Below are 22,886 nucleotides of genomic sequence, written 5' to 3'. Positions count from 1 at the left end.
GTCATTTACCGTACCTGTTTATTCACTGACTTCGGGCGGGCGTGCAGTAAAGGCTGCACGATATTGTATACGCACACTTTGAGATAATTCTGTCCTTAGTTTACCATAAGCACTTCTCAATGTCAAAAAAATGCATCCTCAATTGACATTGAAGATGCATTTTAAGATTTATTTAATTTTTTCATTCTATTTATTTTATAAATCGGAGGAATGTTTTGATTTATGTTCCTGTAAGACCTTTACCTCTTTGTTAATTGATATTTCAGTCTGTTCACTAAGACTGGCTTATTAAACCTCCTGTCTTACAATATAACAAATCGATGAATAACTAGAATCCATTCCCTTTCGTTCCTGGTATCCGTTCATATTTCAAAATATAACCTTGAGTTATTCATCCTATAACCGTTCAGCTTCCGCAGTATTGTTTAACAATATTCCAAAAACTTATTTAGCTATTTCTTCTATAACTGTGTATATTTTTTATGAACTGACATCCTTTTTCATGTTTCTTTACACATTACTAGGAATTCTGTTATATGTGGTATCTATATTCAATACGTTTGCAAATGGTTAAATCTTTTTATTATCATCCAGCTTTTACGAACTCTCCGATCAATTCCTTTTCATTCATCTTTTACTGGATTCCTTTATCTTTTAATGGTAAAGGTCTCTTCTTCACAGGAACTTCCATCTGCCGTACCACTAACATATTGAATTATAACTGATGTTAAATTGTCCATTGGACCTCTGCCTCCTTAAGCTAGTATTTTAATCCATCTGAACATTTTTATTTATGTTCAATAGATAATATCCTTTGAGATGTTTTTTATTTTTGTATCTCTTTTGGATTGACTTTATCTTAGCATATGAGTTTTTATTTGTCAACACATTTTTATTATTTTAAATAAATAAATTTTTAATTGTATTATTTGTATATAATTATCTGATTATTTATACATATAATAGTATTTAATGTGCATCTCCACATCTAGATTTTGTGTTTTCCTGAAAAGTGTAAACACAATTCTGAAAACGGACCGCAAAAGGGTCTGACCCCTTTGCGGTGCCGACCCCTTTTCGGTCCGTTTCTGATTACTTCAAGTTTCCTACCCTGTCATATTCATTGCACAGTGGATGCAGTACGGTTTCGTCTTCTTCTATCTCGGAAAACCGTTTCTGCTCTTCTGCAAATACATTATCCTGATTATCATCGTTAATCTTTGAAACTTCCCCCGCTACCAGATTCCCGGCGTGCTGTTTTGCACCGAATCTGTGGTACAGTCCCGGGGTCAGAGTGATGCTGTTTCCCGGAGTGATCTCCAGGATTTCCCCGGCCTTCACTGTGTAGAGGATTCCGTCCATATAGACTTCCACATTTTCTGTGTTATAATCTATTTTGCCGTCTTTTGTGGAGTTGTAGAGTTCTATTTCCATGATTCCGTTGCCCCGGTTGATGATATCCTCTGTTTTGTTATTGTGGTAATGGAACGGTATAACTTGTTTTTCTTCATCACTGAATACGATCACTTTTTCACAATACGGAACACCGGCCTTTGGATTATACAGGTTGCCGTTTCTTATTGTAAATAATACGGCGCCGGTATGTTTAAAATCTCCGCTGCCGAAGTCAGTGACGTCCCAGCCCAGCATGACCTCTCTGATATTGTCTGCCTTACTTATATTCTCCAACCATTCTTTTTCTCCCCATTCTGCAAAATACGGGAGTTTAAAATGGATCGCATCCAGTGCTTCTTTTGCCGTTTTTATTGCCTGATTGATCTCTGATCTTTTCACTTACTTATGTCTCCTTATATGCCTATTCCTGATAAAAAATCTCATCCATTGTGCTCCAGAGTCCGTCTGTTTCCCCCGGATCCGCGGGTTCCTGGCACTTGTCGGTTTCTTTTAACCATTCTGCGGTTAGTTCATCCAGCTTTTTCATATCATCTTCATATGCATTTCCAACATATTCAAAATAAGAAAACAGGATTTCTCCTTTTACGTAAATTGAGAAGTTTCTGATTCCGCAAATATGGATCGCTTCTGTGACCTCGGGCCAGGGATCGGCGTGCAGCCGGATGTACCGCTCTTTCATTTGTGGTTTTAATTTTACAATTCTGCCAACACGTTTCATAACGTTTCCTTCCTGTCTGCTTTGCTTATTTGGCAGGAGCTTCAAACTTGTCTGCCCATGTTTTTGCGATTTCCATCGTTGCTTCTTTCTGAGTCTCTTCTACCTTGTCTACATTCTCTGAAGTAATATAGAAGGAGCCTGAATCAATCAGAAATTCTTCGCTGTCTTTGTATGTCCAGCCGTCTGTCAGCATTTTCAGGGTTACTGTTGCCAGATAAGCCTGTCCCCACGGGTTCTGTGACATGGTCCCGTCCAGTGCGCCGCTTTTGATTCCATCGAGGACGGCTTCGTCAGTGTCGCATCCGATGGCATGAATCTCACTGTATTTATCTTCGGAAAGTATACTTGCCAGCGCTACGGAAGGGTAATAGCATGTACTGATAAACCCATTGATCTGGTCTCCTTTAGCAGCCAGAATGTTTTCTACTGCTGTCACAGATGCTTCAGACTCATCGATGTCACCGATAATCTGCACAAGATTGACGTCAGGATACTCTGCACAAGCGTCCTCTATGGCCTTCATCCTGGACTGGGTATTTGTATCTGTTACCGCACCACACAGGCCGACAACTCCGCCTTTCCCGCCCATTGCCTCGATCAGGTTTATGGTTCCGTCATAAGATGCCTGATAAACATCCGTTGCTAATGTAAGCGTTGCTTCTGAAGGGGTGTCCGGTGAACCTCCCACACATACGACTGGCACACCCGAACCAACCATCTTGGAAATCTGCTCATTTCCGGCGACCGGGTCAGAGGTCATCATGTAGATGCCCTTCAGTCCTTTCGCAATCAGTCCGTCGAGGATGGTATTCTGGTCATTCTGAACCCAGTCTTTGGGGGCGTCGAACTGTGTGGAAGGAATCCCCAGTTCTTCAGCCGCCTCATCTGCGGCCCCCTGCATCGGGTCACTATAGGAATTGATGGCTCCGAATACACCTCCGAAGGCGTAGTCCTTATCCGTTTTCCCGTCTGCCGGTCCGTAATCAACGACATCCTTCCAGACGCTTTCACCATAAGCCGCTGATGGTTCCTTTGAATCTGAACTACTGCCGTCTGTATCCGCATTTTTACCGCCTGAACACCCTGTTACCAATGTTGCTGCCATTGCGATGCTTAATAATATACTGATGATTCTCTTTTTCATATCTTTTCTCCTTTACTTTGACATTGAACTTCATACCCGCCGGTGTGGCCTGCTGTATCTTCGGGTACACCGGGTTCCTCTATGCAAAATGGTGGAATACGGCCGTTTCTTCCTCCATCTCTGCCTGAATCACTATAATAAAATACTTCCCATTACTTTAGTGCTCATTGTTCCGTAATCTTTACTGTTCTCAAGTTCACCTTTGATTTCATTATCTTTAAACACAACAATCCGGTCTGCAAGTCCCACCAGTTCCCCCATGTCTGAGGAGATCACGATGACGGAAATCCCCTGACCGGAAAGCCCGTAAATCAGTTTATGGATCTCACCCTTTGTGTTGACATCAATACCCACGGTGGGCTCATCTATGATCATGATTTCGGGATTTACACACAGCCCCTTCGCAATACATATCTTCTGCTGGTTTCCCCCGCTCAGGCTTGCCGTTTCTACAAAGATGTCTTTCGCCTTGATGCTGAGAGATTTTTTGTATTTTTCTGTTATATCATTCTGTTTTTTATAAGAAATGAATCCGGCTTTGCTGCATATCATTTTCAGGGCAATGATCCCGATATTATCGGTTATGCTGTGCTGCAGAAAGAGTCCTTCTTCTTTCCGGTTCTCGGAAATATAGCATATTTTATGCTTCCGGAAAGCTTCCTCATAACTGCTGATCCTGACAGGCTGTCCATTCACCTTCAATGTCCCGTTTCTGACAGGGTCGATACCTATGATCTCCCGTGCATATTCCGTTCTGCCTGCACCTACCAGTCCATACCATCCTAAGATTTCGCCCTTCTTCAGAGAAAATGATTTTGGTATAGGGTTCTTTTTACTGCTGATCCCTTCTGCCTCCAGTACGACGGGGGCATCCTTGAAGTCTCTCACCGCATAAGTCTCTATAACATGCCTGCGCCCAACCATCAGTTCAATCAGTTTATCCTTATCCAGTGTATCCGCCGGAAGCGTCTGCCCTACATTTTTGCCGTCCCGGATGACAGTAATACTGTCAGCTATTTCAAAGATTTCCTCCAGCTTATGGCTGATATAGATGATAGAGACGCCTTCCTCCCTCAGCTGCTTCACCGTTTTCAGAAGAATCTCCGCCTCTGTCAGTGAAATAGATGCGGTCGGCTCGTCTAAAAGCAGGACTTTGGAGTCCATACACATTGCCCTGGCGATTTCTAACATCTGTTTTTTCCCTGAGGTAAGTTCCTCGATCCCCTGTTCCGGGTCCAGTTCCAGACCAACGCGCTGCATCGCTTCCCGGGCCTTTTTATGCATGGCAGCTTTATCAACGAATTTCGTTTTCCCGGTTGATACATCCATAAAACATATGTTTTCAGCAATATTGAAGGTATCGATCAGATTTCTTTCCTGATGCACTACGCCGATACCAAGTTCAAATGCCCGGCCCGGATTCACAATGTGTTCTGCCTTCCCGTCTACTTTAACCTGCCCCTTTGTAGGCTCAAATACACCGGATATAATATTGATCAGAGTCGATTTTCCTGCACCGTTTTCTCCAACCAGCGCATGGATTTCCCCCTTTTTTATTTTGAACGATACATCATCCAACGCCTTTACACCCGGAAAAATCTTGGTGATGTTTTCTAATTCTAATATGTATTCAGACATGTGTCTCACCTTATCCTTCCTACTTCCTCACTGCACGCACCCGGTCGAGGGCCATAATCACGATAATCACCACGCCATTGATCAGTTCGGTCCAGTAAACATCTACGCTCAGGTGGACCAGGGCATTTTCTATGATTGTCAGTACCAGGGCTCCTAGAATAACTCCGAATACGACTACTTTTCCTCCTGCCTGTCTCGTTCCGCCAATCAGCGGTGCGGCGAAGGATTTCAGCATCCAGTCGGAACCGATATCGGGCTGTGCCGTTCCTACCCTCATGACGACAAGCATTCCTGCCACTGCTGCAATCACGCTCGCAAGAATGTTCACAAGCAGAATCGTGCGGAATCTTGATATCCCGTATAGTTCGGCCGCCTTCGGATTCGCGCCAAATGCAAGAATCTGCCTTCCCGGGCTTGTATACCGGAACATGATATATACAAGAGTCAAAATGACCAGCATAATCACCACCGACGTCGGAACCGCACCCAGCTTTGTGTTTCCAATTGCAATGAAGGCGCGCGGAATCTTGCTGACACCATGTCCTGTCGTAATCATATAAATAATTCCCGTAAATACGGAGTTTGTAGCAAGTGTTGTCAAAAAGCTTGCCACACCGACTCCACCGTTTCGGAAAATCAGAAGCCCGTTGATTACGCCGCAGACGGCTCCTGTCAGCAGCCCGGACAGGATGGCCAGCGCCACCGGCACCCCGGCATTCTGCATGAGAAGGCCGCTGAAAATCGCTGACATGGCTCCGGTTGCCCCGATAGATACGTTCATTCCCCCGCTTGCAATACTGATCATCTGGGAGGTTCCAACAAGAGCTGTAACTGCCAGTACCTTTAACAGTGCACTAATGTTATCCGCCGACAAATAATTTCGTTTTATCACACACATTCCAAGAATCATACAAAGGATAATGATGGATACACTAAATGCGTTTGATTTCCTGATTTTTTTGAAATCCATAACTACCCCTCCCTCTCAACAGCATTTTTCGCCTGATTTGTCATCATCTTCTTCCGCATACGGTCTACTTCGTATGCCAGCAGGAGAATGATACCGACAGCCGCATTTGTGGCGTAGGAACTTACACCCCACAGAACGATCGCATTATTGATCAGCACCATCAGGAAACCTCCGAGAAAGGTTCCTATAACATTTACCTTTCCACCTGAAAGCAGGGTGCCTCCCAGTACGGGTACAACAAAGGAAGTCAGCATCCAGTCATCCCCGATAGAAAGCTGTACGCTTCCAAATCTGGACACCTGGAGGATGGCTGCTATTGCACAGAGCACTCCACTTACACAATGCCCGGCAATCACCGTTTTATCATAGTTTACACCTGAATAAACCGCCGCCACTCCGTTGGCCCCACATGCCAGAAGTTTCTTTCCAAGCCTGCGGTACCGTATAAGAATGTACATAACAACACTGACTAAGATGGCTATAAAAATAGTAGCCGGAAATAAGTTGGCAATTTTCATGTTTCCGAATTCCTTAAATCCCACACTCAGCTGGGAAAACGGCTGCCCGCTTGTGATGACCAGCGCCAGTCCCTTATAAAGACTCAAAAGCGCCAGTGAAATGATGAATGGATTGATCCCGGACTTTGTTACCATGACCCCCTGCAGAAATCCCTGGAGCAGCCCCGCCCCGCATGCCAGTATGATACATATTGAAGCGGGCAGGCCGGCTTCCTGCATCGCAATTCCGAAAACCACACTCGACAGAACTCCGATTGAACCGACTGCAAGGTTCATCTGCCCCAGTGATAAAACAACCATTTGTGCCAGCCCCACGATGACAAAAATGGGAACTGACTGAAATACCGAATACATGTTATAGGAAGATAAGAATCCCTCGCTCGTTGCCGCCAAAATTGCAAAAATCACAATGATTGGCAGTATAACGCTGGACAAATCTGCCTGTAACAGCTGTTTTACTTTTTTCATATCTGACTCCTCTTCCTTTACTCCCGCAAGCAGCTTACTGCGCGGTCTCTGACTTTCCCGAAATCAGTTGACTGATTTCATCCCGTATTTTTCCGAGTGCCTTTTGCGGCGATTCCTTTTTCAGAACTGCTTTTTTAATCCCTCCGGATATCGCATCATCAATCAGTTCTGTGTTGATGATCCGCTTTTCACGGTCCATGATTTCCTCCCGCAGGCGGCCCAGTTCCACTTTTTCATTTACCATGTTCAGCCAGGGATAGCTCAGTTTCAGCGTATCGTCCTGAAACACGGTCGTTGTCGGAACACACCCGCACAGACGCATGTTTAGAATTGCGGTCTTATCGTTCAGGTTCCATTTTATGAACTCATAGCACTCTTTTATATTCTCTGAAAACTTGTTGATTCCCAGGGCCCAGCCTCCCAGCATCGGCCTGTGTCCGGGCACCGGAACCGCTTCTATGTATTTTTCATATGTATTACCCTCGACGGAATATTTCCCTGGCTGGTAATGTGACGCGAATCCCTGCGCCATTGGAATTTCCCCTCTGAGAAGCATTTCAAAAATCTCATCCCAGAAGTAGCCTTCCGTGCCCTCAGGGATATGCTCGAATGTAGCTGTCAGATTCTCCAGTGCTTTCACATTCTCCTCACTATCTATCACTACCTTGCCCCAACGGTCCGTTATCTGTCCGTGGAAGGCCCATTGCCGGGGGAGAAATTCATTGATCAGTCCGATCGGCTCCAGTGCACTCGCTGCGGTTCCATATCGGAACGGGGATCTCGGATTGACGCTTCTGTCGAAGAATTCCGCTATTGTGTTAAAGTTTGACCATGTGCCCGGAGGAGACAATTCGTAACCATACATATTCATAAACTGCGATTTTACATCCGGGTTGGTAAAAATATCTTTCCGGTACAGCAGGACCTGAGTTGTCGCTATGATCGGGAATATATGCACTCCTCTGTCGAACCTGTAAAATGCCTTTACGATTGTTTTTGGATAGCGCCTGAGCAGATTGTCTTCCTTAACCTCCTTAGACAGGTCAGCAAAAACGTTTTTCGAGAGCACACTGCCCATCCAGGGAAGGTCAAACATATAGATATCGTATTCCCGGGACTGTGCTGCAAACTCCTTTTTCAACTGTTCTCTGAGCTTTGTATATCCCAGTTCGTGGAACTCTACTTCTGTCCCGCACTGTTTTCTATAACTGGCAGCCAGCTTTTTCAGGGCATTTGATGCATCACACTTATAGGCCAGAATCCGGATTTTTTTTCTGGATTTCTCATTCCCGCTAACCTCGGATATACTGTAATTTTTCTTTGATTTGATATAAATAGTATTTCGTTCCGGAAGGTTTCTGTGCGACAGCAGTTCGTTCATCTTCTCCCCTGCCTGTTTCCCCATAAGGATTGCATTTCTGCCGTATTGAACCATATTTTTCTGGATATCCGTCATGTACCATTTTTCTCCCGCAAGGGCATGGATACAGATATCAGCCTTTAGAATGTTGCATACTTCCACACATATTTTTGCAAATTCAACGGAAGACGCTATGACGTGTGCCGGCTTCGGATCAAAGTACATAAGGCAGCGGTAAATGTGGTCGAAAACAGCTTCCCTGTTAATTTCCTTGATTACCTCAATGTCACCTTTGCCTGATTCACGCGCCGCCAGATACCCCTCCGCACAGTCCTTTTCATTGGAAAATTCCTGTTTGCCAAGCAGAACCTTGATATTGACATCTGGATTCTCCTGGAGCAGTCCGGCTGTTATGTCATAGACCAGATCTTTATTCTCAAAAAGTACGTTGCTGAAACTTCCCTGTCCGACTTTTCTCTCAACAAATACGAAGGAGACACCTTTTTTCTCTATTTTCTTGTATTTTTTTATGTTTGCGGCATCATTGGATACCATAATGATTCCGACTGCACCGATATTGACCAGCTGGTCCAGAAACTGATTTTCCAGAACAATATTATTCTGTGTTAGTTTCAGTACGGTTATGAAATCCTTCATGTCCAGATATTCGGTGAGTCCTTTATAAATATCGTTGTAGGGCTCATCTAAATTCGGAAAAAGAATTCCGATAATCTTCCTTTTCATCCCTTTGAGATTCTGCGCCATGTAATTCGGCCTGTAATCCAGACTCTCCATAGCCTGCTTAATCAGTTGTACTTTCTCTTCCTTCACATTTTCCTTCCCATTCAGGAAGTTTGAAACTGTACCGACTGAAACCCCTGCAATCCGCGCAACATCCTTGATTGTCGACATCACTCTAACCCCTTACGGCTGCATTTTTTCACGGAACATTTTTACTGAGACTGCAGCCAGCCTTTCCATTTCCTCTGTCTGGGCGCCTTTGCTGATATCCCGCCAGACCTTGATATCACGTCCAACCTCGCCACCCATTTTTATGAATGGCTCCATTACGATGGCTCCTTCATAATGGATGGACTTCAGTGCACCTGTGATCTCATCCCACGGCATCCTTCCGTCTGGCTTAGGCGGTCTCCGGTTCGGTTCTCCTACGTGGAAATGTGCAAGACTGCCGCCCGCCAGCTGAATTGCCTTTTCGAAGCTGTCTTCTTCAATATTCATGTGGTATGTATCCAGCAAAAGCTTACAATTCGGGCTTCCGACACGGGAAATATACTCCATCGCTTCCTCTGCCGTATTTACAAGTGAGGATTCATAACGGTTAACCACTTCCACTGCAAATGTTATTCCTTTCTCTTCTGCGGACTTCATGATTTCCTGCACAGATTCGATTGAATATTTCCATTCCCTGCTTTTGTCAATAACACCGTATGAGTAGGTCTGGTTCCATGTTCCGATGTCTACACCGGAATACATCGTACTGCCCATTTCCTGCATAATATCGAATGTGTCCAGTGTAAATTGGATTCCAGCTTTTCGGATCTCTTTATCCGCAGAAGCAAGATCATACTCCTTCCCCAGCCCCACGGAGAAAGTCAGGTCAATCCCTTTCTCCTCTGCATGGTCACGGATCGCTCTTCGCTGTTCTTTCGATAACTTCATCAAAGGCGCCGGTGCAACTTCCAGAATATCAAAGCCGATCCTTTTCACCTGATCAATCTGGCGGATAAAATCCGTATCCCAGTCCGTATTGAAATACCCAAAATGTATGCCTATTTTATTCATCTAAATCCTCCTGTCTGACAATTTGTTTTCAAGTCATCCTGATGCAATAAACTTATTAAATTCCGGAATTAGTATATGAAAATGATAACGGAAGAATATAGAGAATACAATACTCCCGAAATGCAAATTCATTGAAACGTTTCAATATACGATTCAAAAATTAATAGGATTTTTTATATATTTTTAACTATACACTTGATATTTACAGATATTCTATAGGTAAATAATCCCATAGACTTAGAGATGAATTGATAAACGATTCTGAAAACGGACCGCAAAAGGGTCTGACCCCTTTGCGGTCCGTTTACAGCATTGGAAATGTGATCTGTACGTTATATACTCCGGCCTGATTTATGACGTATAATGTCCCGCCATGCAGTCCAACCATTTTTTCGACACTTTTTAGTCCAATCCTGTTGCTGTCTATTTCGTCTTTTTCTGTTTTTACAGTATTGATTAATGTAACCTTGATTTGTTGCTTTTCTGTCTGGAAGGTTAGCTTTACCGGATATTTCTTATCTCCGTACTTGAGGATGTTAGAGAATAAGTTGTTGAAGATTCTTTTGAGCATAGTCTCGTCTCCGAGTATCCTGCCTGTACATTCTTCCAGCACAGCCTCTGCCTGAAATCCGGCCAGCTGCAGGAAGTCCAGGTTCTCCCTGAGGACTGTGCGGACGGATGCAGCGCTTACTTCTGTCATGTTGACATCCTCGGACTCCTCGAATACGAGGGCATATTCGAACATTTTGTCTGTCATTTCCTTGATGTCACTCGTCTTCTGAAGGCACCGGTCGAGATATTCCTCTTCTGTTTCAGGGGGGATTCTTTTTAACTTTAATACCTCGAGATAGCCGTTAAGGATTGTAAGGGGTGTCCTTAAGTCATGCGATATGGCAGTGATCAGGTCCTGGTTGGCTTTCCGGCTTTCTTCCTCCTGCTGAATATTCTCTTTTAGGGCAACCCTTAAATTATCCAGCTCGCCGGATAGTATTCCGATCTCGTCTTCTCCGCAGTCCGGGATCTTATGTTCCAGCTCGCCGGAGGCCATCAGCAGGATTTCGTCCTTCAGGTTCAGGATTGCTTTCATTCTCCGGTTAATAAATATGAGTGTCAGTGACAGGAATACAGCAACACTGAGCAGCACACTGATTAGTAAATAAGGATAGATCATGTTTAGGGCATGGTAGGAGTAAATGTATACATTATATTCTCCGTTATGGAATTCCATCGGGATAAACTCGTATTCTTCAATTTTTCCTGTTGTGACTCTGTATCCTAAATCCATCAGACTTCCAAATACGGCCTCATCCATGATTTCCGGGTACCTGCCTGTCCGGTACAGGCCGTCACCATCGGCTTCGTAGATATACACCCCGGTATATTCATCCTTTGCATCAAAAAACGGGGCAATCTTTGCTGCCCCTTCTTTATCTTTTTCACTCTCCGGCACATCATAATACTTTGCCGTTTCCTTCAGCGTCTCGATGAGCCCCTGCTTGTCCCACGACAGCGCCGGATACCTGCATAAAAAATCCCATGCGTTCCCGACGTTTTTCCATAAAAATGAAAATAACAGAAGGCTGATTACAGCCGATGTCAGCATAAGGAGGGATAGTTTTGTTCTGATTTTTAATTTACGGATGCGGGCAGACATTCTTTTAATCACACCGATACCCCTTTCCCCATATAGTCTTTATCATGACCGGATTTTTCGGATCTTTTTCTATCTTCTTTCTGAGATTGCGGATATGGACCATAATCGTATTATTTGCCCCATAATAGTACTCCTCCTCCCAGACTGCCTCATAGAGCCGTTCTGCGGAAAATATCTGCCTGCGGTTTTTCACAAGCAAATGAAGCATGGCATATTCTGTATCAGTGAGTTCGATCTGATGCCCTCCGGTAAAAACAGTCTCCGCAGACTCATCTATTTCTAAATGATGAAAGTGTATGATGTGGCTGTCAGAACCGTGCGATGCCATTCCCTTTATGTTATCCTGCGGCTTTAAAGTCTCTGATGCGGCATCCTTGCCTTTGTAGATCTGGTACCTCCGTATGAGCGCTTTGGAACGGCTGACCAGTTCATTGTAGGAAAACGGCTTTACAAGATAATCATCTCCCCCGCTTGAAAATCCGAGTGTCTTGTCGCCTTCCTGCCCCTTTGCGCTCAGAAACAGGATCGGTGCATTGCTTTGCTTGCGGATTTCCAGACATGTCTGATAGCCATTCATTCCCGGCATCATAATGTCCAGAATAATCAGGTCAAATGCCTGTCCCGCGAGGGCCTGAAGCGCCTCCATACCATTTTTCGCCTGTTCGATCGAAAATCCTTCTCCCTGAAGCAGAATCTGAATAATTTCACGGATTTCAGGATTATCATCAACGACTAATATACTCACCGGTTCCATTTCTACGCTCCCCCTTACGTCGGATTTCTTAATAACAGTACTTCTAAATAAGTACCATTATACATGAATTTTGAAAAAATATATTCCATCTTAAGAATTCTTCAGATTCAGTTTGGGCAATCTTTAAGAAATAGCGGGTATATTAAATACTGTTGAATTTATTTGGAAGGAGAGCGTTATGACCCGAAAAAAATATTTCTTCCCCGTGCTTTTAACCGGGCTCTTCATTTTGTTCATATTGACAGTGATACCAAAAGGTACTTTTTATGGCTCCTATACGGACTGGCTGAGCCAGCATGTCCGGCTGGCCGAGACGATACGTGATACCTGCATCGAGCAGAAAACGCTTGTCCCTGCCTTTCTTCCGCTGGGCTCCGGAAGCAACGGATACCAGTTTTCCTATTATGGATATCTGCGCCCGGATATCGTCATCGGGTGCCTGCTGCCATCAGTGCCGATGGTGTATCTCCTAATCGGCTATATGCTGGCAGGATATTTATGCTCTGTCCTGCTGTTTTATTATTTCCTGAAGTCAGAAGACGGAATCGACAGCCTATCTGCCTTTGCCGGAAGCCTGCTTTTTATGACGGCGGCATGTTTTTTCCATACACACCGGCAAGTCATGTTTGTCAATTATATGCCCTTCCTGATTCTGGCACTAATAGCCGTTAAAAAAAGACGGTTCCGGTTTCTGCCGTTGATTTTATTTTTTATTTATGTAAATAGTTTTTATTACTCGATTGCATGCCTTGCAGTAATTGGGTGGTACTGGCTTAGGCAGGAAGGCCTCACTTTCTGGAAAAAAGGATTTCCCTGCTTTCTGAAATCAGCTTTTCTTTCCATCGGGATGGCTGCCATACTCCTGATTCCGACCGGGCTGGTCATACTGGAACACCGCCGGGCGTCCGCAAGTTTAAGCCTGCCGGAAATATTCGGCGTGTCACTGAATCTTCAGTCCATCCTTTACAGTCCATACGGGATGGGGCTGACCGCTGTCTGCCTTTATGCACTGATTCTCGGCGTTACAAGTAAAAAATACCGGACTGACAGTATTTTTCTTTTGATTATATCCACCTGGTTCTTTGCATCATGGGTGCTTAACGGTACATTGTATGCGCGCGCGAAGATTCTAATTCCTTTTGTTCCTCTTATTTTACTGCAGTGTACGAAAATCCTCAGTCTGCTGCGTCAGGGGGACATCGGCCCGAACCCCGCATCGGCCCCGGAAGATACCGGACAGGAACACCTTCACTGGAAACTCTGGCCCTGTCTCATCATTGCGGCCTTCTTACCGGCGTGGATGTATTCCGGTAATTTCAAATGGATTGTCGCTGACATAGGAATTCTGGTCTTTGTTGCAATCTGGCAGAAAATACGATGCAGCCAAAAGACAGATCAGCTTCGTTTTCTGGTATCACACCTTCTCCTCTGCATCATGCCGTGTGTGCTGTTTTTGCAGACTATGCAGACAGAAGATTTCGTAGACAAAAACGATGTATTTGAACAGGAAATAACTGCTTCAGATACGGATACCCCCGTGATGGACCCGCTCTACCGCTATGACAGCCTTGCAGATGTACTGGCTTCCTGTAATCTTACCTCGGATACCACGGTGCAGAAAAGCGGAATGTACTCTTCCATCACCAATAAGGATTATTCGAACCTCTACTATGATACCTTTCACTCCGCAGTACAGATCAACAACAGGCTCGCCGTTCTGCCGTCAGCCAATCCTTTTTTGCTGAATTTCCTCGGGGTGCGCTATCTGCAGACAACAGAGGATAATATCCCCTGCGGTTACCAGATTGTATCCCAGGCAAAAAAAGGCCGAATCGTATTTGCAGAAAACAAAAACGTACTGCCGATTGCCTATGTGACCGGCTCCTGCATCACTGATTCCCAGTTTCTAAGGCTGAACCAATACGACCGTCTGGATGCGATTACACGTTATACCGTTGTTCCTGACAGTGAGGAAACCGTCGTTTCCAACAATGAGGACACAGCCATTTCTGACGGTGAGGCCACAGCCGTTTCTGATTATGCGAAAGGAATGAAGGAATATGCACCGGCTTTTAAAGACCTGGTTCTTCCCGACACAATCCGTGTCACCAAAACCAACGGCGGATACCTGTTGGACGTAAAGAAAGAAACTTCGGTCACAATGGCACTGGAACATACCTTAAAAGATAAAATACTGCTGCTCGATTTCGACGTTATAAATCATGGAAAGAATGCCGTTGTCATCGATATTAACAGCATGAGAAATAAACTTTCCGGCGCTTATGCACCTTATCCGAATGAAAACGACACCTTCCATTATCAGCTGTCCGATTCAAAAGGGAAAGGGCTTAAAAACATTAAGTTCCAGTTTTCGAAGGGAAAATATTTTATAAGAAATATCACCTGGCATCTTTATGATGAGCAGCTGCTCGGGGAAAAACAGTATACCCCTGTGGAGAATCACGATACAGAAGGCAGCGAAATCTTATCCTGCACTGCAGATGCCGCAGCGGACGGATATTTTGTAACCTCAATTCCACTTCAAAAAGGAATGGAAATTACAGTTGATGGGAAAAATGTACCTATATTAAAAATAAATCAGGCGTTTGCCGGAGTGAAGCTGGAAAAGGGGACACATGATATCCGGATCCTATTCCACGCTCCCGGTCAGAAGGCCGGATATGTGATTAGCATTCTTTGCTTCCTGATTTATCTAATATCGGCCGTAATTACCGGATGGAAAAATTTACAGGCAAAAAACATGCAACGGAGGGATTAATTTATGGACAGAATCAGTATCATTGTCCCCTGCTACAACGAAGAACAGGTGCTCCTTCTCTTTTATGAGGAGACAGAAAAAGCGGTACGGGAAATCGAAACAGCAGAGTGCGAATTCATTTTTATAGATGACGGCAGCCGGGACCACACGCCTGAGATACTGGAGAGCCTTGTCTATAAGGACAAGCGCTGCAAGTACCTTTCCTTTTCCAGAAATTTTGGCAAAGAGGCCGCCATGTATGCGGGATTACAGCATGCCTGCGGTGAGTACTGCGTTTTCATGGATGCAGACCTCCAGCATCCCCCTTCCTTGCTCAAGGAAATGTACGATGTCCTCAAAAACGAAGGCTACGACTGCTGTGCCGGATTCCGCGAAGACCGAGAGGGCGAAGGAAAAGTCCGGAATTTTCTTTCGCGGAACTTCTATAAAGTAATCAACCGGCTGTGCGACCTCAATATGAGTGACGGCGCGGGCGACTTTAGAATGATGAACCGGGCGATGGCCGATTCGATTCTCGAATTTAAGGAATATAACCGGTATATGAAAGGAATCTTCTCCTTTATCGGATTTGACACCAAATGGATCCCGTTCCACAATGTCGAACGGGCCGCCGGAGACAGTAAATGGAACCTGAAAAGCCTGTTTAAATACGCACTGGACGGGATATACTCCTTCTCAACCGCCCCGGTCAGACTGGCCGGGAGCACGGGAATCCTCCTGCTCATCCTCGGAATCATCCTCGGAATCACCGCCGCAGTCCGCACAATATTTTTCGGATACGCCCTGAACGGGGTCATGCTGATCATACTGCTGATCCTCATCCTGAATGGAATACAGCTGCTGTTCATATCCGTACTCGGACAGTATATATCAAAAGATTACATGGAGACAAAAAAACGGCCACTTTACATCGTAAAAAAAGAAAAAGGCTTTTAATTGGGGACGTAGCCTTCCTTAGAAATAATACGTCCCCCGTTATTTTTTTCACATTCTTTTCGGGTATTCGTTACACAGCAGCCGGTACGGCTTTTCGTCCTCTTCTATTTCCGGAAAACGTCCTGTGCTTTCGTAAAATCGATTGTCAGTCTCATCATCATTGCACATGGAAACTTCTCCCAGAAGTACATCACCGGTCCCCGGTTTGACATCGAAGTCGTGATACATATATGGGTAGATTGTGATGCTTTCCCCGGGATTGAGTTCGATCTGTGTCCCTGCTTCTACGGTGAACTGACATCCATCGCAATGGACTTTTACTGGTGTGTCGGCCAGTTCTTCGTTTTCTGTGGAATTATAAACTTTGATTAATACTGTTCCCCCGCCTCTGTTGATGATGTCCTCCATTTTGTTCCAGTGGAAATGCATAGGGGAATGTTGTCCTTCTTTTAGCATGAGTAGTTTTTCTGCATATGTTTTTGTGTACCTGGAATCTTTCTGGTTTCCGTTTCGGATTGTGATAAGCGCAAATCCGGTCTTTGAAAAATCTCCTGTACCATAATCTGTAATGTCCCATCCGAGTCCGTTATGGCGTATTTCATCATACTGGGGACCTTTTTGGGTCCACTCCTCCGGGGTAAAGGAACAAAATGGAGGCAATGCAAATCCATGCTTTGCTGCCAATGCTTCCATGTCCCTTATGGCCTTATTTATCTCTGATCTTTTCATTACTTTTGCTCCTTCAGATTTTATAATTTTATGTACTTGTTTCTTCTGTCCACATTTTACTCTTAATATAGTGTTTCCTATTCCCGGGCTGCCTCGGCCATAGCCCTGATATTTTCAGGAGGTACATTCCCCAGAATTTCTTCATGGCTCGGCGATACCACGAGGCCAGGTCCTAATATGTCTCTTACCCTGTGTACTTCATCCCTGATCTGCTGCGGCGTTGCATTTACAAAGAAAGATTGTGCATCAATTCCCCCTACAAAGGCAATGTCATTCTTGTATTGTTTTAGTTCCATAGCACTCATCCCGAACGCCTGTGCCTGCAGCGGGTGGAGAATATCGACGCCTGCATCGATCAGGTCCGGTATGATCTGGTAAATGGAGCCGCAGGAATGCACCATGACTTTTTTATGATGTTTTTTCCCGACATCGATCAGTCTTTTCAGTGACGGCATTACAAATTTTCGGAACAATTCAGGTGAGATCATGAGGTTCCTCTGCGTCCCGAAATCATTTCCGATAAACATGACATCAGACCGGTCACCTGTTTCTGTCAGCATTTTATCGTTTGCTGCCACATAATAGTCCACAATATGCTCGGTAGCCGCTTCTACCACCTCCGGATCTGTATACATTTTTATAAAATAATTTTCCATACCAAAAAAATTGCACAGGTCCTGAAAGAAACCGCTCCATATACCGCCTAAAATCATTTTGTCCTGATGCTTGTCCATTTCGGCAATGACATCCGTAAAATCCATATATTTCACATCTGGCCAGGGATATGCTTCGATCTCGCTGATTTCCTCGCATTCTGCAAAGCACCCCGGGCAGCTTAAGGATTTGCCTTTTTCCATGTTCCAGAATGCATCCAGCGCAGGGCGCCCATCGGGTGCATGATAGCAGTTCACCCCGCCGATCCACCGGATATCATCATTCAGATAACGAAAGACTGCCTCACGGCTCGCCTCTATGTCCCATGCCTTCGAGAGTATCGGTATAATCTCGTCACTCGGGTGCCCGGTCCACATTGCCCCTTCTGGTACCTCTTTCCGTTCAAAAACTCTCATCACTTTTTCTCTTGCATTCATTCTATTCACCCTTTCCGGCCCTCTGCCCGCATCCTGTGTTCTCGGCAACACGGTCATTTATCAGTCCGGCTGCCTGATTATCATCCAAATCTTTCATTTTCCACTGCTGCACACAACGCATGGTATACCGGGAGGTGCAGCTCCTGAATTTTATATGTTTCATTTTCAGGGACAGCTATCGTCACGTCACAGAGTTCTCTCAGCAGACCGCCGCATGCCCCGGTCAATCCGATGGTCTTGATTTCCATTACTTTTGCAACCTTTACAGCATTTGCCACATTGGCAGAATTGCCCGAAGTACTGATTCCAAACAGAATATCGCCCTTTTTCCCGTAACCTAAAACCTGCTGTGCAAATACAGTTTCTGAACACACATCATTATTAAACGCTGTTGCAAATGCCGTATGTGCCGTCAATGCAATCGCAGGCAGAGCTTCCTGAAGCTGGTCTGCCAAATGGTCACTCTGATATTGTTCATCAAGTCCTCTTCGTATTTTATCCGGGAGGGGTCTTCGCAGCCGGAAGCCCTTCATCAACTCACCGACGATGTGTTCTGAATCCGCCGCACTGCCCCCGTTCCCGCATACCAGCAGTTTGTTCCCCGTCCGGTATCCGCCGAGAAGTATCTCAAGTGCACTTTCGATCTCTCCTGAAATTCCCGCAAGTGCAGGGTAATCCGTATAAAGGACTTTCAAAATTTCCCTTGTTTTATCTTTCAACCTAATCCTCCTTATATCATATCAGGGAGTCTTTAAAGCTGCTCCCCCAGGCCAGCTCAGTGGCTGACAGAAACCTCATCTGCACCCCAGTGCAGTAGTCAGTGCCGCCATGTCACCAATGGATTCCGAAAGCATCGCCGGCAGAATCCTGCAATTTTCCGCCGCTGCCGGTATGCACTCTTTTTCTATTACTCTGCTTACCGCAGGCATCAGAAGCTCATAATTTCTGGCGAAAACGCTTCCCCCGATAATTGCCTGTGGGTTCAGGATGTCAATCAGTACCGCCATTCCCCTGCCCATATATTCCCCTGCTATATTGCAAATTTCCATGCACAGTTCGTCTTCTTCCCGGGCAAGGCAAAATACCTCTTTTGCTGTAATCTCTCTGTCCATCAGCGGATGCGGTAATCCTTTCTGCCTGTATTCCATTACCTTCAGTTCCGCCAGGCAGGCAATACCACCGCCGCTTCCAAACCCTTCAAACGCGCCGCTTTTACCATATCCTACAGGTCCGAACTCTGCCAGACGGATATGCCCCGCTTCTCCTGCCAGATCATTCCCACCTGTGTATAAACTTCCGTTGAGTATGAGTCCCGCCCCCAGTCCTGTCCCGCATGTCAGGAAAATCATGTTGTCCAGACCTTTTCCGGCACCAAACTTCCATTCGGCAAGTGCCCCCGCATTTGCATCATTCTGCAGATATACAGGTATCCCAAATCTGTTTTTAAAATAAGAAACCGCCTCCACATGATCCCAGCCAGGAAGGTTCGGCGGTGACAAGATGCAGCCTGTACGGCTGTTAAGCGGGCCTCCACAGCTGATTCCGATACCTGAATAAGATGAGAAATCGCCGCCTGTCATTTCTATTGCTGTTTCAGCAATCTTCTTAAGGGCTTTTTCCGGCTTCCGGCAGTCCCTTGTCTCAAAAGCCTCTCTGCCCGTCACACAGAGTTCTCCCTGACTGTATCTCCCGTCAATTACTGCGCATTTCGTTCCTCCTATATCAATCCCTAATAATTTTTTCACCTTTTCCACTCCAAATTTGATTTTCCAATTTTATCTTTTCTTCCCGTTTCATAGACTTTATATCCCCAAGCAAATATTCAAGCCCTATTTTCCCCCACTTTCCGGCACCTGTACTGTGATAAGGCATAACTTCAACCTCTGTAATGCAGGCATATATTCTTGTCAGTTCCCTTATTTTATCCAAATGTTCCGGATTATCGTTAATGCCGGGTATTATAGGACACCTCAGAATCGCTTTTTTCCCGGCCTCTGTCAGCAAAGACAGAAGCCTGAAAACGTCTCTGTTATCACTTCCGGTATTTCTTATATGCTGAACAGGGTCCGTCACCTTAAAATCCACCAGAAATAGGTCTGTAACATCCATAAGTCCTTCAAAATTCTCTCGTCTTCCGATTCCATTTGTCTCAACAGCGGTTGATATTCCCTGGCTTTTGCAGCTTTTCAGCAAAGAGCGTAAAAATTCATACTGCACGGTTGGCTCTCCGCCGGAAAACGTGACACCGCCGCCGCTTGCGTCGTAATACTTTTTATCCCGCAGGACAATCTCTGTGACTTCCCCGCTGTCCATCCACTTCCCGATCATACTGACGGCCTTACTGGTGCAGACTTCCATACACTCTCCGCAGCGGATACAGCTTTTAAAATCAATATGGTGTCCTGCCCCGTCAAACGTATGAACGCTTTGCGGACAGACCGCTTCACACTTCCGGCATCCAATACACTTTGAACTGTCATAGGCAAGCTGGGGATTTACCTCAAAAGACTCGGGATTATGGCACCATCTGCACCTCAGATTACAGCCTTTTAAAAATACCGTAGTCCTGATTCCCGGGCCATCGTCCATGCAGCATCTCTGTATGTCAAAAATACAGCCCTTCATTTACACTCCTCCCCTTAACACACTTTAGTACAGTGTCCTCGCTATGATTTCTCTCTGTTCTTCCTCTCCGAGCTCTACAAATCTCGCACTGAACCCTCCGACACGCACCAGCAGGTTTTTATACTTTTCCGGTTCCCGCATGGCATGTTCCAGATCCTCACGTCCTACCACGCTGATCATGGCCTGACTCCCGCCGGACCGGAAGTAGGTTTTAAGCATCGCCCTGACTTCCTCTGGATGCTCCGCGAACATCTGCTTTGAAAATTTTATGTTCTGCACGCAGCCTGCATGGATAGAGGGGTCAAGCTTTGACAGCGAATTCAGAAGGGCTGTAAGTCCGTTTGCATCATTTCCGTTAAATGGATTGTTGGCATTCGACATAAACGTATGTGCCATCCGCCCGTCTGCCGAAGCGGATGTATGCTTCCCTAACACGCTGTTTGCGTTGTTGTTAATAATAACGATAAGATATGTGGACAGATCCGTATACTGTTTTCCTGCCCGGGCGGCGGCTCGGCAGATGTGGTCATGCACCATCCATGCCATACCGTCGGCCGCATCATCATCATTTCCATATTTAGGGGCGGCAAGCAGTATATCCCTGACGTCTTCATACCCCTGAAAATTACTTTTTAAAGCCTTTAGAAGAGTCTTCGGAGCAATTTTCTTTTCCTCGTATACAAGCTGACGGATCGCAGCCAGACTGTCCGATGTATTGATATTCCCATAGGATTCCAGTGTACCGCCAAGGTAGCGCACGCCCCCATCCAGCAGCCCTCTCCCCCTCTCTATGCAGTCATCATATAAAATGCTGAAATAGAGGAAAGCACATTCTCTGCCCGCAGTCTGGTATTCCTTTTCTTCCTGGATTGCCAGATATTTCAGGAAATACTCACACTGCCTTTTATAAGTCTCCACTAACTCATCGAAAGACGTATAATCTTCAATGCTGCCCCATTCCGGGGCCAGTTGTTCATCCGTATGCATATCGTGTCCGTTATTCAGCGTCACCTCCAGAACCTTCAGCAGATTAATCAGACCGCTTGGCGTTCCAATACTCTGATGATAGATAACATATTCCCCGCACCCGTACGGACAGTAATCCTGTGCGGTCCGTGAGTCTACGCCAAATGCCCTGCAGACAGCCGGGATATTTATCTCATCACAATACAGCATAGGGAATGTCGCACCTTTCCCAATGGCTTCGAAAGCCTTTTCCATAACAGGTTCTGGTGTTTCTTCTGAAAATCTCAGCGTAAGCTGGGGCACCACATCCATTCTTTCGAGCGTTGCCTGAATTGCCAGTATACAGAATCTATCTGCCTCCTCTTCATTCGTTCTTCCCTTTCCGCCGATCACAACCCTTGTATCATAAGGTTTGTTTCTCACAGAGAAAGCCTTCCACATTCCTTTGAGTAGTTCAAGTGCACGCTCTTGTGTAATCCTGCCGCTGTCTACATCCCGGACATAATAAGAAGCCAGATAGGTATCCATTCTCCCAAGGTTCAGACTGCCTGACTGGAGCCAGTAGAGCAGGACAAGCTGTATGGCTTCCATAAAACTTGCCGGCTTCTCCCTGCTGATATGAAGTAATGCCCCAGAAAGCTCTGATAAGTGTGCGGCACGTGCTTCATCCTCTGTCTCCTTAAGCATTTGAATGACCATCTTACGGTAATACAGACAGGTATCTGACAGGACCGTGAGTGCAATCTGCATCCCCTCATAGAGTGCTTCTGCATTCTCGTCACAGTCCCTTTTCTTCTCTTCAATTATTTGCTGCAACCCGTCCAGTCCATGCTCTAACAATAATCCAAAATTGAGCTGGGTTCCTGAAATCCGGTAGAGTGCATAAGCCGCCGCTCTCTCATATGGATAAAATTTATCAGGAACCGCCTTTTTCAGGTCGCGGTCATAAGAACTCTTTATTTTAGAAATCGTATACTGCGTTTCCCAGAAATCCCTCATCTCCAGCATCGCTGTTCTCTGCTCGCTGGAAATGTCCTCCTTCATAATTTCTTCAAAATGGTACTCGTCGTAATAATATCCGAGCTGCTGGCATTCCTCCTGTGGGTTAAACCCGATCGGGACTGCCCCCAGCCGCCCGGCAAACAGATCCTCATCTGTCATCCTCCCCATAACTGCAGGAAACTGGACCTGCAGACACATTGCCTCTCTGATTGCGGGCGGTGCATTTTCATACTTTTTATAAGTGTCCGTAAATGCTTTCATCAATTGAATCTTTTCACTTGTGGAAAGCACACTCTCGTGCATGATCGTAAACAT

Annotated in this window: 18 protein-coding genes; 2 read left to right on the top strand and 16 right to left on the bottom strand. The window is 45.4% G+C overall.

Annotated elements, in window-relative coordinates; all coding sequences use genetic code 11:
• Window positions 1-1,092: 1,092 nt before the first annotated feature.
• The 10 genes from ABIN22_RS12010 to ABIN22_RS11965 form a co-directional block, all read right to left on the bottom strand.
• Window positions 1,093-1,794 (bottom strand): D-lyxose/D-mannose family sugar isomerase, encoded by a 702-nt coding sequence (locus tag ABIN22_RS12010; RefSeq protein ID WP_346908897.1) that lies wholly within the window; start codon window positions 1,792-1,794, stop codon window positions 1,093-1,095.
• A gap of 22 nt (window positions 1,795-1,816) precedes the next feature.
• On the bottom strand, window positions 1,817-2,134 hold the full coding sequence (locus ABIN22_RS12005) for an L-rhamnose mutarotase (RefSeq protein ID WP_346908895.1): 318 nt from the start codon (window positions 2,132-2,134) through the stop codon (window positions 1,817-1,819).
• A 25-nt stretch (window positions 2,135-2,159) separates the two neighbouring features.
• Window positions 2,160-3,278 carry a sugar ABC transporter substrate-binding protein gene (locus ABIN22_RS12000; protein ID WP_118621862.1) on the bottom strand — a complete coding sequence of 373 codons (1,119 nt, stop codon included), beginning with the start codon at window positions 3,276-3,278 and terminating at the stop codon, window positions 2,160-2,162.
• Between the two features lie 132 nt (window positions 3,279-3,410).
• On the bottom strand, window positions 3,411-4,916 hold the full coding sequence (locus tag ABIN22_RS11995) for a sugar ABC transporter ATP-binding protein (protein ID WP_118621861.1): 1,506 nt from the start codon (window positions 4,914-4,916) through the stop codon (window positions 3,411-3,413).
• Window positions 4,917-4,935: 19 nt separating this feature from the next.
• On the bottom strand, window positions 4,936-5,886 hold the full coding sequence (locus ABIN22_RS11990) for an ABC transporter permease (RefSeq protein WP_118621860.1): 951 nt from the start codon (window positions 5,884-5,886) through the stop codon (window positions 4,936-4,938).
• A 2-nt stretch (window positions 5,887-5,888) separates the two neighbouring features.
• On the bottom strand, window positions 5,889-6,872 hold the full coding sequence (locus ABIN22_RS11985; RefSeq protein ID WP_118621859.1) for an ABC transporter permease: 984 nt from the start codon (window positions 6,870-6,872) through the stop codon (window positions 5,889-5,891).
• A 34-nt stretch (window positions 6,873-6,906) separates the two neighbouring features.
• On the bottom strand, window positions 6,907-9,144 hold the full coding sequence (locus ABIN22_RS11980; protein WP_109732817.1) for an extracellular solute-binding protein: 2,238 nt from the start codon (window positions 9,142-9,144) through the stop codon (window positions 6,907-6,909).
• Window positions 9,145-9,156: 12 nt separating this feature from the next.
• A complete protein-coding gene (locus tag ABIN22_RS11975) occupies window positions 9,157-10,035 on the bottom strand; it encodes a D-psicose 3-epimerase (protein ID WP_346908891.1) in 879 nt (292 codons plus the stop codon).
• Between the two features lie 304 nt (window positions 10,036-10,339).
• Entirely contained in the window at window positions 10,340-11,701 is a 1,362-nt protein-coding gene (locus ABIN22_RS11970) for a HAMP domain-containing sensor histidine kinase (protein WP_109732815.1), read from the bottom strand.
• Window positions 11,694-12,443, bottom strand: a complete 750-nt coding sequence (locus ABIN22_RS11965; RefSeq protein WP_346908889.1) for a response regulator transcription factor — start codon at window positions 12,441-12,443, stop codon at window positions 11,694-11,696. The genes ABIN22_RS11970 and ABIN22_RS11965 overlap by 8 nt, the downstream gene beginning before the upstream one ends.
• A 178-nt stretch (window positions 12,444-12,621) precedes the next feature.
• On the opposite strand from ABIN22_RS11965, the gene ABIN22_RS11960 reads away from it, so the two are divergent.
• Window positions 12,622-15,222, top strand: coding sequence for a YfhO family protein (locus tag ABIN22_RS11960; protein ID WP_346908887.1), 2,601 nt, complete (start codon window positions 12,622-12,624; stop codon window positions 15,220-15,222).
• A gap of 3 nt (window positions 15,223-15,225) precedes the next feature.
• Entirely contained in the window at window positions 15,226-16,158 is a 933-nt protein-coding gene (locus tag ABIN22_RS11955) for a glycosyltransferase family 2 protein (protein ID WP_118621854.1), read from the top strand.
• Window positions 16,159-16,206: 48 nt separating this feature from the next.
• On the opposite strand, the gene ABIN22_RS11950 is transcribed toward ABIN22_RS11955, so the two are convergent.
• From ABIN22_RS11950 to ABIN22_RS11925, 6 genes are all read right to left on the bottom strand, one after another.
• Entirely contained in the window at window positions 16,207-16,887 is a 681-nt protein-coding gene (locus ABIN22_RS11950; RefSeq protein WP_346908885.1) for a D-lyxose/D-mannose family sugar isomerase, read from the bottom strand.
• A 77-nt stretch (window positions 16,888-16,964) separates the two neighbouring features.
• Window positions 16,965-17,978, bottom strand: coding sequence for a uroporphyrinogen decarboxylase family protein (locus ABIN22_RS11945; protein ID WP_346908883.1), 1,014 nt, complete (start codon window positions 17,976-17,978; stop codon window positions 16,965-16,967).
• A gap of 80 nt (window positions 17,979-18,058) precedes the next feature.
• Entirely contained in the window at window positions 18,059-18,697 is a 639-nt protein-coding gene (locus tag ABIN22_RS11940; protein WP_346908881.1) for a D-sedoheptulose-7-phosphate isomerase, read from the bottom strand.
• A gap of 75 nt (window positions 18,698-18,772) precedes the next feature.
• Window positions 18,773-19,723, bottom strand: coding sequence for an ROK family protein (locus tag ABIN22_RS11935; RefSeq protein ID WP_346908879.1), 951 nt, complete (start codon window positions 19,721-19,723; stop codon window positions 18,773-18,775).
• Complete coding sequence (locus ABIN22_RS11930) at window positions 19,701-20,603, bottom strand: glycyl-radical enzyme activating protein (RefSeq protein WP_346908877.1); 903 nt, start codon at window positions 20,601-20,603, stop codon at window positions 19,701-19,703. Before ABIN22_RS11930 ends, ABIN22_RS11935 begins: the two co-directional genes overlap by 23 nt.
• A gap of 24 nt (window positions 20,604-20,627) precedes the next feature.
• On the bottom strand, window positions 20,628-22,886 hold the full coding sequence (locus ABIN22_RS11925) for a pyruvate formate lyase family protein (RefSeq protein WP_346908875.1): 2,259 nt from the start codon (window positions 22,884-22,886) through the stop codon (window positions 20,628-20,630).

The sequence above is a fragment of the Faecalicatena orotica genome (genome assembly GCF_905197545.1).
Classification (GTDB): domain Bacteria; phylum Bacillota; class Clostridia; order Lachnospirales; family Lachnospiraceae; genus Faecalicatena_A; species Faecalicatena_A orotica.
This window is presented reverse-complemented; position numbering and strand designations above follow the sequence as displayed.

Excerpts from the sequence above, each read along its gene's own strand:
- ABIN22_RS11925 (WP_346908875.1), bottom strand. The coding sequence starts at position 22,886 with ATGTTTACGATCATGCACGAGAGTGTGCTTTCCACAAGTGAAAAGATT.
- ABIN22_RS11975 (WP_346908891.1), bottom strand. The coding sequence starts at position 10,035 with ATGAATAAAATAGGCATACATTTTGGGTATTTCAATACGGACTGGGAT.
- ABIN22_RS11980 (WP_109732817.1), bottom strand. The coding sequence starts at position 9,144 with ATGTCGACAATCAAGGATGTTGCGCGGATTGCAGGGGTTTCAGTCGGT.
- ABIN22_RS11950 (WP_346908885.1), bottom strand. The coding sequence starts at position 16,887 with ATGAAAAGATCAGAGATAAATAAGGCCATAAGGGACATGGAAGCATTG.
- ABIN22_RS11965 (WP_346908889.1), bottom strand. The coding sequence starts at position 12,443 with ATGGAACCGGTGAGTATATTAGTCGTTGATGATAATCCTGAAATCCGT.
- ABIN22_RS11955 (WP_118621854.1), top strand. The coding sequence starts at position 15,226 with ATGGACAGAATCAGTATCATTGTCCCCTGCTACAACGAAGAACAGGTG.
- ABIN22_RS11985 (WP_118621859.1), bottom strand. The coding sequence starts at position 6,872 with ATGAAAAAAGTAAAACAGCTGTTACAGGCAGATTTGTCCAGCGTTATA.
- ABIN22_RS11930 (WP_346908877.1), bottom strand. The coding sequence starts at position 20,603 with ATGAAGGGCTGTATTTTTGACATACAGAGATGCTGCATGGACGATGGC.
- ABIN22_RS11960 (WP_346908887.1), top strand. The coding sequence starts at position 12,622 with ATGACCCGAAAAAAATATTTCTTCCCCGTGCTTTTAACCGGGCTCTTC.
- ABIN22_RS12005 (WP_346908895.1), bottom strand. The coding sequence starts at position 2,134 with ATGAAACGTGTTGGCAGAATTGTAAAATTAAAACCACAAATGAAAGAG.
- ABIN22_RS11945 (WP_346908883.1), bottom strand. The coding sequence starts at position 17,978 with ATGAATGCAAGAGAAAAAGTGATGAGAGTTTTTGAACGGAAAGAGGTA.
- ABIN22_RS11995 (WP_118621861.1), bottom strand. The coding sequence starts at position 4,916 with ATGTCTGAATACATATTAGAATTAGAAAACATCACCAAGATTTTTCCG.
- ABIN22_RS11990 (WP_118621860.1), bottom strand. The coding sequence starts at position 5,886 with ATGGATTTCAAAAAAATCAGGAAATCAAACGCATTTAGTGTATCCATC.
- ABIN22_RS12000 (WP_118621862.1), bottom strand. The coding sequence starts at position 3,278 with ATGAAAAAGAGAATCATCAGTATATTATTAAGCATCGCAATGGCAGCA.